Origin of the sequence: Iodobacter sp. BJB302 (assembly GCF_002735645.1) — a bacterium.
Lineage (GTDB): Bacteria > Pseudomonadota > Gammaproteobacteria > Burkholderiales > Chitinibacteraceae > Iodobacter.
This window is the reverse complement of record NZ_PDZG01000050.1, coordinates 24,385-33,739: the sequence shown is the minus strand read 5'-3', so window position 1 is coordinate 33,739 and position 9,355 is coordinate 24,385. Positions and strand designations below refer to the sequence as shown.

The 9,355-nt window shown below is 49.2% G+C and carries 9 protein-coding genes; 3 read left to right on the top strand and 6 right to left on the bottom strand.

The window, feature by feature from the left end:
* Positions 1–372: 372 nt before the first annotated feature.
* The gene (gene ychF, locus CSQ88_RS15440; RefSeq protein WP_099398981.1) at positions 373–1,464 is read left to right on the top strand and encodes a redox-regulated ATPase YchF; all 1,092 of its coding nucleotides are present in this window, start codon (positions 373–375) and stop codon (positions 1,462–1,464) included.
* Between the two features lie 335 nt (positions 1,465–1,799).
* On the opposite strand, the gene CSQ88_RS15430 is transcribed toward ychF, so the two are convergent.
* Positions 1,800–2,165, bottom strand: coding sequence for a LysR substrate-binding domain-containing protein (locus CSQ88_RS15430; protein WP_099398983.1), 366 nt, complete (start codon positions 2,163–2,165; stop codon positions 1,800–1,802).
* On the opposite strand from CSQ88_RS15430, the gene CSQ88_RS15425 reads away from it, so the two are divergent.
* Positions 2,087–2,902, top strand: a complete 816-nt coding sequence (locus tag CSQ88_RS15425; protein WP_099398980.1) for a DMT family transporter — start codon at positions 2,087–2,089, stop codon at positions 2,900–2,902. The two genes, CSQ88_RS15430 and CSQ88_RS15425, sit on opposite strands and share 79 nt — an antisense overlap.
* 31 nt (positions 2,903–2,933) lie before the next feature.
* Positions 2,934–3,386, top strand: coding sequence for an ester cyclase (locus CSQ88_RS15420; protein ID WP_099398979.1), 453 nt, complete (start codon positions 2,934–2,936; stop codon positions 3,384–3,386).
* Positions 3,387–3,521: 135 nt separating this feature from the next.
* Here CSQ88_RS15420 and CSQ88_RS15415 read toward each other — a convergent pair whose 3' ends face one another.
* From CSQ88_RS15415 to CSQ88_RS15395, 5 genes are all read right to left on the bottom strand, one after another.
* Complete coding sequence (locus tag CSQ88_RS15415; RefSeq protein ID WP_099398978.1) at positions 3,522–4,286, bottom strand: DUF6671 family protein; 765 nt, start codon at positions 4,284–4,286, stop codon at positions 3,522–3,524.
* Positions 4,287–4,407: 121 nt separating this feature from the next.
* Positions 4,408–5,328 (bottom strand): sulfate adenylyltransferase subunit CysD, encoded by a 921-nt coding sequence (gene cysD / locus CSQ88_RS15410; protein WP_099398977.1) that lies wholly within the window; start codon positions 5,326–5,328, stop codon positions 4,408–4,410.
* Positions 5,316–6,329, bottom strand: a complete 1,014-nt coding sequence (locus CSQ88_RS15405) for a putative inorganic carbon transporter subunit DabA (RefSeq protein WP_180273676.1) — start codon at positions 6,327–6,329, stop codon at positions 5,316–5,318. Before CSQ88_RS15405 ends, cysD begins: the two co-directional genes overlap by 13 nt.
* 35 nt (positions 6,330–6,364) lie before the next feature.
* Entirely contained in the window at positions 6,365–7,765 is a 1,401-nt protein-coding gene (locus CSQ88_RS15400) for a putative inorganic carbon transporter subunit DabA (RefSeq protein WP_099398975.1), read from the bottom strand.
* Positions 7,762–9,303, bottom strand: coding sequence for an NADH-quinone oxidoreductase subunit L (locus tag CSQ88_RS15395; RefSeq protein ID WP_099398974.1), 1,542 nt, complete (start codon positions 9,301–9,303; stop codon positions 7,762–7,764). The genes CSQ88_RS15400 and CSQ88_RS15395 overlap by 4 nt, the downstream gene beginning before the upstream one ends.
* Positions 9,304–9,355 lie beyond the last annotated feature (52 nt).

Here is a 9,355-nt window from a genome sequence, read left to right as displayed (position 1 = left end):
CAACAGGACGCAGTAATCCGCGGGTTGTGAAACGACGAACTAAGCATTTTGCAAGTAGAAAAGGCACGGAAATTCTTAATCAACGGCATAACTGGGGAATAAAAATCATAAAGTGAACAGCATTGGGATTGAGGGGGATTTGCCTTTGAATTAGCTTGGTGCAATTTTATAAATAAGCCTCGTTTTTCTCCGTGAAACTCCGTGTCCTCTGGGGTCGAAGTGGTTCAAGACCTGGGTTTCCCCACTTAACACGAGCAATTCACCCGCCATTTGACGACGGGATTTGTGCAGGGTGGAAGCGGCGGCGTTCACAATCGGGTAAAATCCCGCTTTTAAGTATATGTTGGCCGCGATTTGCGGCGAAAGGATGATATGAGTCTCAAATGCGGCATCGTTGGCCTGCCTAACGTCGGTAAATCGACCCTGTTTAATGCACTGACCAAGGCCGGTATTGCGGCTGAAAACTATCCTTTTTGCACTATCGAGCCAAACGTTGGCATCGTAGAAGTGCCGGATGCGCGCCTTGCTCAGTTATCTGAAATTGTTAAACCACAAAAAATTCAATCGGCGATCGTCGAATTTGTGGATATTGCTGGTTTGGTGGCGGGCGCCTCCAAAGGTGAAGGCCTGGGCAACAAGTTCCTGGCCAATATCCGTGAAACCGACGCTATTGTGAACGTGGTGCGCTGTTTTGAAGACGATAACGTCATTCACGTTAACGGCAAAGTAGACCCCATCGCCGATATCGAAACCATCGGTATCGAGCTGGCACTGGCTGATATGGCCACAGCAGAAAAAGTATTCACCCGCGACAGCAAAAAAGCCCGTGCTGGTGATAAAGAAGCCATCCAGATGGTGGCCGTACTGGAAAAACTGCTGCCTATACTGAATGAAGGCAAGCCAGCCCGCTCTGCCGGCCTGTCTGACGATGAAAAACTCGCCATCAAATCCCTGTGCCTGATGACCATCAAGCCCGCCATGTACGTGGCCAATGTGGCCGAAGATGGTTTCCAGAACAACCCGCTGCTTGATCGTTTGGTGGCCCACGCCAATGCCGAAGGTGCGCCGGTTGTGGCTGTATGCGCTGCTATCGAAGCTGAAATCGCTGAGCTGGATGACGCCGACAAGCAAGAATTCCTCGCCGAGCTGGGCCTTGAAGAGCCAGGCCTGAACCGCCTGATTCGCGTTGGCTACGATTTACTCGGCCTGCAAACCTACTTTACTGCTGGCGTAAAAGAAGTACGCGCGTGGACCATCCACAAAGGCGACACCGGCCCGCAAGCCGCTGGCGTGATCCACACCGACTTCGAACGCGGCTTCATCCGCGCCCAGACCATCTCTTTTGATGATTTTATCCAGTACAAGGGTGAACAAGGCGCTAAAGAAGCAGGCAAGATGCGTGCAGAGGGTAAGGAATACGTAGTGAAAGATGGCGATGTATTGAATTTCTTGTTTAATGTTTAAATTGATAGACCTGTTTCACGCAGTTTAATGCAGTTGCATTTTTAGCGTGAAAATATGTAAAAGCCCTGATAAATCAGGGCTTTTCTGTTTTTTGGTGTTGCACTTTGATGCACCTGCTGACGCTATTAAGGTGAATACAGAGGTGTATATGAGCGGATGCTATTGAAGCACAGTTAGCACATGCCGAACCCAATAACGTCGAACATATAACCATGCGACCTATCTGGATGAGCGCAGGAAGATGGCGCAAGACTGGGCTAATCACTTGGATACCTGGTAATGGGTGGTGCTGGAGTGCCGTGCTATTGTTTGAATCGTATGTTGATAACATATATCTACTTCAGATGCCTCAGGGTGTTGTCTGCCAGGTAATCAATCAAGGCACGTGTTTTCAAAGGCAAATGCGGCCCCGCGGTATACACCGCATAGACTGTGCCAGTATAGGGTTCGCCCATCACCCAAGTGGGCAACACATGCTGGACCGTACCGCTTGCCAGTGCTGCTTGTGCACTGAAATCAGGCACCAGCCCAATGCCACCATGGGCCTGCACCATCGCCATAATGGCCGCACTATTGTTGGCTGTCGCTCGGCTGGTGATTTTGACCTGTACTGAACCTTGCCTTGAAGTGGGGCTACTTCCTCTGGTCGCGTTTTTGTCAGTGGTTTCGCTGCTTACTTGGTGCCATCGCACTGCTTGCATGGTTAAGTCTGCAGCGGGGATGGAAGCCCATGGACGGCAAGGCAGTGGCTTGGCTGCTGGTGGGGGCGATGGCCTTGATCATGAATTGGCTGCTTTTATTTTCTAGTTACCGCTTAAGTGGCATTGCCGTTTCTACTGTGGTGTACCACGTGCAGCCGTTTTTCTTAATCTTGCTCGCCACGCTGGTACAGGGGGAACCACTGCAACGGCACAAAATACCATGGCTTGTCTTGGCTTTGCTGGGAGTGGCACTGACTGCGGGCGTGCAATGGGGAGGTCATTTGAAGGAGGGGATGCTTCAGGGCGTAGCGATGGCCCTTGTTGCTGCTTTTCTATACTCGGTTGCCACATTAACTACCCGTAAACTCAGGGGCATAGCCCCAGCCCAAATTGCGGGTCTGCAACTTTTATTGGGAGTGCCTTTACTGGCACCGTGGACTGATTTTTCAATCGCAAGTTTCACGCCCACCACCTGGGCTTCACTACTGACCTTGGGGGTGGTGCATACAGGATTAATGTACAACCTGATGTACGCCGCGTTTCAGCGCCTGAGTGCACAGCGCATTGCTGCTTTGTCTTTCATCTATCCCTTAGTGGCAATCGCAGTGGATATATTGGTGTTTCATGTGGTTTTTGGGGGCGCTCAGGTACTTGGTATTGGTTTGATTTTACTGGCTATCGCGGCCCACCAACGCGACTGGCCTTTTCCGGGATTACGAAGCAAGGTTTCCGTCTAACCCTATTAAACGATGGAAGGAGTTCATCAATATGGCAGTTGCTTGCAATTTAAAAGAGATACTCACCGAGTTTATTCGTGAAGTATGGAGTGAAGGTAATGCGGAAGCCGCCGATAAATACATCGCGCCGGAATATAAGATCCACCATGACCCTGGCGACGCATGGGAAGGTCAGCAGCTCGACCTTGCAGCTTATAAGGAACGTGTTAGAACACTTCGCACTCCATTTCCTGACCAGTCTTTTGTAATTAAAGGGCTATTTGCTGATGGCAACGCGGTTGTACTGACCTGGCTATGGTCTGCAACTCATAAGGGCGATATTCCTGGTTTTCCGGCTACAGGGGCAGAAGTCACCATGTCGGGGGCGACAGCGTACTTTTTTGAGAATGACAGAATTAGCGGGCACTGGCAGATAACGGATCGTTTAAGCGTCTATCAACAACTTCAAAGCCAAAAGGCGAGTCATTCACCGCAGTCATCGTGAACACGATTTCCTCAGGGAGAGAGAAGTTGTTTAATGTGTATGAGTTGTAGGCATTTCAAATTTGCACTAGTCCAAACGGTCATGGAGTAGTGCAAAAATGTTGAAGGCCGCTATTTGATGGTGAACGTATAGAAGCTAAGGATTGCAATATGGGCAGTAAAATGGATCGGCTTGTCCGGCTGCGCGCCATGTGTACTTTCTGTAGTCACAGAACTCACAACGCCGACATATCGCTTTGAGCTGATTACTCGGCGTTCGGCAGTCCGCGCATTCTAAACCAGACTCAGTGTGCCGTTGCCCAAAGCCAAATTGATGGCATTGTGGACAAGCCGTTCGCACTCGTCTCGCTAGTTTTGCTGCCAGATGTCTGATTGTGCGCTGTCGATAAGGGTGTAAATTGGCGCGCATGTCTGTTGCAATTTGGATTTTTTTAGCGCCTGCCGCTTGTAAGGTCTCAATTGCGGCTTGAATGTCAGCTCCTGTTTGCAACCCCTTATAGCTGGGCAAATTCAAATCAGCCGGATGTACTGTAACGGCGAGTTTCGGCCAGCCACAGCGCTGTAGCAGTAATTCAAGCTCAGCCACATTTTCTAACATGGCGGCATAGTAATGCGGGGTGATAGCCGCTTTATGCTCAATTAGCTGGAAGCCGTTGGCCGCATCATCCCAAATCATCCATTCATGCGCTAAAGCGACGCATCGAAAAAGCGGATGCTGGGCATAGGATCCTTCACTTGCCACCATAATGGGATTGGGCAAAACGCTGCGGCACAAGGCTATTTTGGCATGCAGCATTTCAACTGGCGTACCGGGGCGAGCAACATCACCACTGAATGTACCGAATTGATCGGTATCCAGATCAGGAGGGCTCCATAGACGAACCCCCAGCAATTTTGCCATCGGTCGCGTAATTGCTGCCGCTTTATCGTGACGGCTAGCCACAATCACTAGCCGCCCGTCATATCTACTGAGTGACATGCTAAAGCTTGCTCCTCCGTTGTGTAATTAAAAATACCCTCATTTAGAAATACCCCTCCATTTTTTTCTTTTCCATTGAGCCGACTTGATCTTTATCGAGCATACGGCCCTCGCGCTCACTGGATTTGCTCACGAGCAATTCAGCAATAATGTCCTGAACCCGGGTTGCTGTACTCAGTACCGCACCCGTTTGTGGATAGCAGCCAAGCGTACGGCAACGCACAGAGCGATACTTGATGCTGTTTCGTTCGGTTTCGCTCAAATAGGAGCGCATGCGCTCATCATCAAGAATAAATGGCTGTCCAGCGTCATCACTTATCCAAGTCAGCCTTGGTTTGGCAAAGTACATCGATACCAGTTCGATATTCTCTTTCAGGATGTAGTGCCAGATATCGAGCTCAGTCCAGTTCGATAACGGAAAGATCCGCACTGATTCGCCTGGATTGATTTGCGAGTTATAAAGCTGCCACAACTCAGGCCGCTGGTTCTTTGGGTCCCATACCTGATGAGCATCACGTACCGAGAAAACTCTCTCTTTAGCCCGGGATTTTTCTTCGTCCCGCCTTGCTCCGCCCAATGCAGCATCGAATTGATGTATTTTTAGCGCATGCTTTAAGGCTTGTGTTTTCATCAAATCGTTGTACTTTACCGAGCCGGATTCCACTGGGTGCACACCTTGAGCCAAAGCGTCATGGTTGATATATACCTCAAGATCTAATTGATTCTCTCTTACCAGTTCATCGCGGAATTTTGCCATCTCGGCAAACTCCCATGTGGTGTCAATATGCAGCAGGGTAAAAGGCACTCGCCCGGGTGCAAATGCCTTTTTTGCCAAGTACAGCATTACGGTGGAATCTTTGCCGATTGAATAAAACATGCAGGGCATTTCAAAGCTAGCGGCAACCTCACGCATAATGTGGATAGCCTCTGCTTCAAGCTGCTGAAGGTTGCTTAAAGTGTGCATTCAGCCACCTTCGCCGTTTGTACCAATTGCCATTGATCAGCTGAGTATTGCCAGATTTGTTGTTGCTCAACATCCCATTGGAACAAGTACAGCCATTTGTTTCCGATCAAATCAGCCACGGTTTGATGCATCGAAATCATGGCTGTCATCGCCTCACGCGGTGCGGCAATATAGACACTTAAGCGCAGAGGATGGTGACGCCAGTCTTGACCATCATGGATTGATTGCATAGACAAGCCGACGCGCAAGTCGCCGCAATTCCCCTCAAATACACCGTAATTGCCACCGACGACGTTGTGCAACAATTTGTTGCCACTGCCGTATTTCACGTTGTCGGTAACCGAGGCGTAATACTGCAGGTTGATCCAGTTAGTTACGACCATAGGGGCGGTCATAATCAACTCAAGCACTTCAAATCCGGGATCTTGCCGCCATTGGTAGTCATGCAAAAAGCTGCGTCCGGCTAAATCAAGATTCCGGGTTAAATTGCGGGGCGCAACGATGAAAGACGCATTATTTGCCAAACCCCACTCAGGCCTGAGCTGAGCCCAATCTCTGGTGCGCTGCTGAAATAAACGCGCTCGTTCAGTAGCGCTTTCTGTTTCGATGCCGACACTCAATGCACGCTCTTTTTGGGCGTATAAGGCTGCCGCTTGCAAGTGGTTTTGCCACGCTGGTTTACCCTCCACATCAAAACAAAGCAATTCGTCTGTGGTTGTATTATGCAGAGCAGCTACAAATTGAGTTTGTACTGGAATCACGATCCCGAGCTGGTTTAATTCATCCCGTATTTCTTTTTTATTAAGTATTTGTGCAAGTACTTTAACGTTCACTTCACCTGTTTGGCCTCCGCAAGCGCCACAATCAAGGCCAGCAGCATGAGGATTGTTAGTTGAACTGCTGCCATGCCCGACGAGGAGCACAACTGGAGCGAAGCGGGTGTGTAAGCCCATTGCACGTAAAATGCCTGCTGCTAAACCTGCCAGCTCAATATCTGACAATAACTCACCATCACGGCTCAATTGCCATGGTCCTGTCAGATCAATCTGATTGATGCTATGCTATGCGATGCTTTTGCAGGAAAGAAGGTTTTCTTCACCAAGTTTACGGCACGGAATAAGCCTTTGGCCTCAACTAAACCAAACATTGCCGACGCAGCATCGTCCGCCAGTTTTCCTGCAACCTGCCCCTTAATCTGATTGGCTACAGCCTGGCGTGAGTTTGCAGAACCTTTTTGCTCCGCCCGGATTGAGGGTTTAAGTAAGCCAGGTAATTGCGGCCGTGAGTACTTGCTCCCAGCTACAGAATATTCGATAGGTAAGCCAAAAAATCCAGCAAAACCTATGGTTTGAATTTCGTCGCTTTGCGCTTCGAGTGCACGCCGCATCGGCTCTGAACGCACATCAATGCAGAAGATGGCTTGTAACTGCAGCTGTGTTTGACTATGAGGAACCGCACTAAGCAACTGTGATTGCAAAGGCTGCTGATAACTATATTCAAGCGCACGTTGCCACACCCAGAGTAATTTCTGCTGGGCATGCCAATTGTGCTCAAGCGCACCAAGCTGTTTGATTTGCAGCTCAAAAGCGCGGTTGATTGTTGTTGAACAGGTCCCGTTTTGGACCTGTTGCCACACGGCCCAGTCCCAAGCCATACGAATAGCTAACAATTGCAGTAATAGTGAATTCGTTTTACTTGCAAAGGCATCTTGCCAAGCTCCATAAGCCAGCCATGATGCCCAGCCATGCACATCCATCAACAGGGCGTAGCAGTAATCAACAAAAACAACATCCTTTTCACTATGCGCAAACAGGACGTCATGCACCTGTGCAAATAATTGATCCGCCCGATCTGGTAATGCAGCAAATCGATGGCTAAGACCTGCTTCACTCATTAAAACTTCGATCCCCCGATCTTGCCGGATAACCTCAAGCCAGGCTTGATATAAACCGTTGTCGGCATCGTCACCATGCTGCATTTGCTCAGGATATTGAAAATACAGGGCGGTAAACTGACTGATTTGTTGCACGATCTCATCGCGCCATGGCATTTTGTGCCCATGAATGGGTTCTGCATCGAGTAAATCGCAGATATTGAGCCAATGGCGGCCTGTCTCAGCGGTCTCAAGTAAAGCAAGCAGAGCTTGCTCTGAAGCGTTTACCCCCATTTCATCTGCTGCTTTGCTCAAATGCTCTGACTTAATCGTCGTTTGCCAATGAGAGAGGTAGTAAGACTTGGGCATCAACAAGTTAACGCCACCCAACACTTGCAATTTGGCTGCAATTTTATCCATCGATTGGTCGCGCATTTTCCACCATGGATTAACGGCAATGGACTGATCGAGTGGCCAGGCTGGAGCAATCCGCTCACAAGCCTGAAGGGCAGCATTGTGGATTTGAGCTACAGAGCTGATTCGCTTAGTCACAGTCGTCATCATGATTTCACTCCGGAAAGACCCAAACGGGTTTGAACAGCATTTTTAGGAAGGGGTACGGCCCATACTTTGAGGGTGATGCGCGTGGCCCATTCATCCAGATAAAAGCCGGCATTCAGAGCAATAAATAGTTTTCGCAGCGCTGGAGAATGTGCTTTGTATTGCAAGAGCAACTGCAGGGTGAATAGTGCTGTGAAAAGCACCGTGATCCAAATATCTGCGGCTAAATCGTACTGGTGTTCAATGTTGGGCAGCATCCAGGCCATCCCTGTTTTCAGGAGGTAATAGCTGGCCAGTATTGTTCCACCTGACAAGATTGTTTTTGCTAGGGATAAGCCCTGACGTTCATTCAAGCGGTTTGCAAATACAAAAGTGAGGGCCAGGCCGATTAGCACCCATGGGCTATAAGGCGCAGGCAAATCCAGCGTCACGCCAGTTCCAAGCAATAGTCCGAATGAAACCATACCTGCCAACATCCAAATGCCAACACTTGGAAGTTGGGGGCTGGCGTACTGTTTTTGTATTAATTCATTGACGGCCTGGCCTGAGTTCAGGAACGCATAGGCTTTGTAGCAAGAGTGGGCGAGTAAGTGAAGAAAGGCCAGCTCGTATAATCCCAGCGCACATTCGACCAGCATCAGCCCCATTTGCGCCGTGGTTGACCATGCTAAACGTACCTTGATGCTAATTCGGGTAGACATAATGAGTGCGGCCACCACTGTTGTCAGGCCAGCCACAATTAACACCAACCACTGTGCCGCTAAGACTTGTCCAAATAATGGGGCAAACATTAGCAGCAAGAATCCACCTAAATTGATAATCCCTGCGTGCATCAGCGCGGAAACGGGAGTGGGTGATTCAACAACCTGAATCAGCCAGCCATGGAGCGGCAATTGCGCACATTTAATTAATGCGGCAAGGGCAAGCAACACGGCGGCCAGTTGTTGTTCCAAGCTCAGAGTTGTTGCTGGATATGCGCTCACAATCTCAGTAATGAAGAAAGTCTGGTGGTGGTGATAGAGCAAGATAAAAGCGGCGGCGAGGCAAAGCTCAGCCAAACGGGCAAAGATAAATTTCTTATGCGCCGCCAAGGCCGCGCGATTACGCTCTGGGTAAAACATCAGTAGTTGATGCATGCTCAGACTAATAGCCACCCAGGCAGCAAAAAAAACGACCAAGTGATTACTGCTTACAGTAAGCATGACAGCAAAGACCGTCAGCAAGAACCAGTGCAAAAAGCGATGATTATCGGTATCTGCGGCAAAATTGGTTTTTGCGTAACTCAGTACGATGAAGGCTATAAAACTGATCAAGCCCAGCATCGTTACATTTAATATGCCTGAATTGAGCCACTGAGTTGGGCTGACCGAATCAGCACTCAAAAACACGCCCAGCCATGCTGACAAAGCAAATAATGCGGCAAGCCCCATGGCAAATTGAGCGACTATCCAGCGCGAGGATTTTCCTCTCCATGCTGTCGCAAGCATTGGCAGTACTAGCACGGCAGACAGAGAATAGGGCAATAAAGCGCCTGGCTGCATGATGATCTCCTTTGTATGCGTGTTGATGCATGGAGTATCACCCGGTATTGTT

Bases quoted from the DNA above. Each gene is read 5' to 3' on its own strand.
- ychF (WP_099398981.1), top strand. From the start codon at position 373: ATGAGTCTCAAATGCGGCATCGTTGGCCTGCCTAACGTCGGTAAATCG.
- CSQ88_RS15430 (WP_099398983.1), bottom strand. From the start codon at position 2,165: ATGCAAGCAGTGCGATGGCACCAAGTAAGCAGCGAAACCACTGACAAA.
- CSQ88_RS15420 (WP_099398979.1), top strand. From the start codon at position 2,934: ATGGCAGTTGCTTGCAATTTAAAAGAGATACTCACCGAGTTTATTCGT.
- CSQ88_RS15415 (WP_099398978.1), bottom strand. From the start codon at position 4,286: ATGGCAAAATTGCTGGGGGTTCGTCTATGGAGCCCTCCTGATCTGGAT.
- cysD (WP_099398977.1), bottom strand. From the start codon at position 5,328: ATGCACACTTTAAGCAACCTTCAGCAGCTTGAAGCAGAGGCTATCCAC.
- CSQ88_RS15400 (WP_099398975.1), bottom strand. From the start codon at position 7,765: ATGATGACGACTGTGACTAAGCGAATCAGCTCTGTAGCTCAAATCCAC.
- CSQ88_RS15395 (WP_099398974.1), bottom strand. From the start codon at position 9,303: ATGCAGCCAGGCGCTTTATTGCCCTATTCTCTGTCTGCCGTGCTAGTA.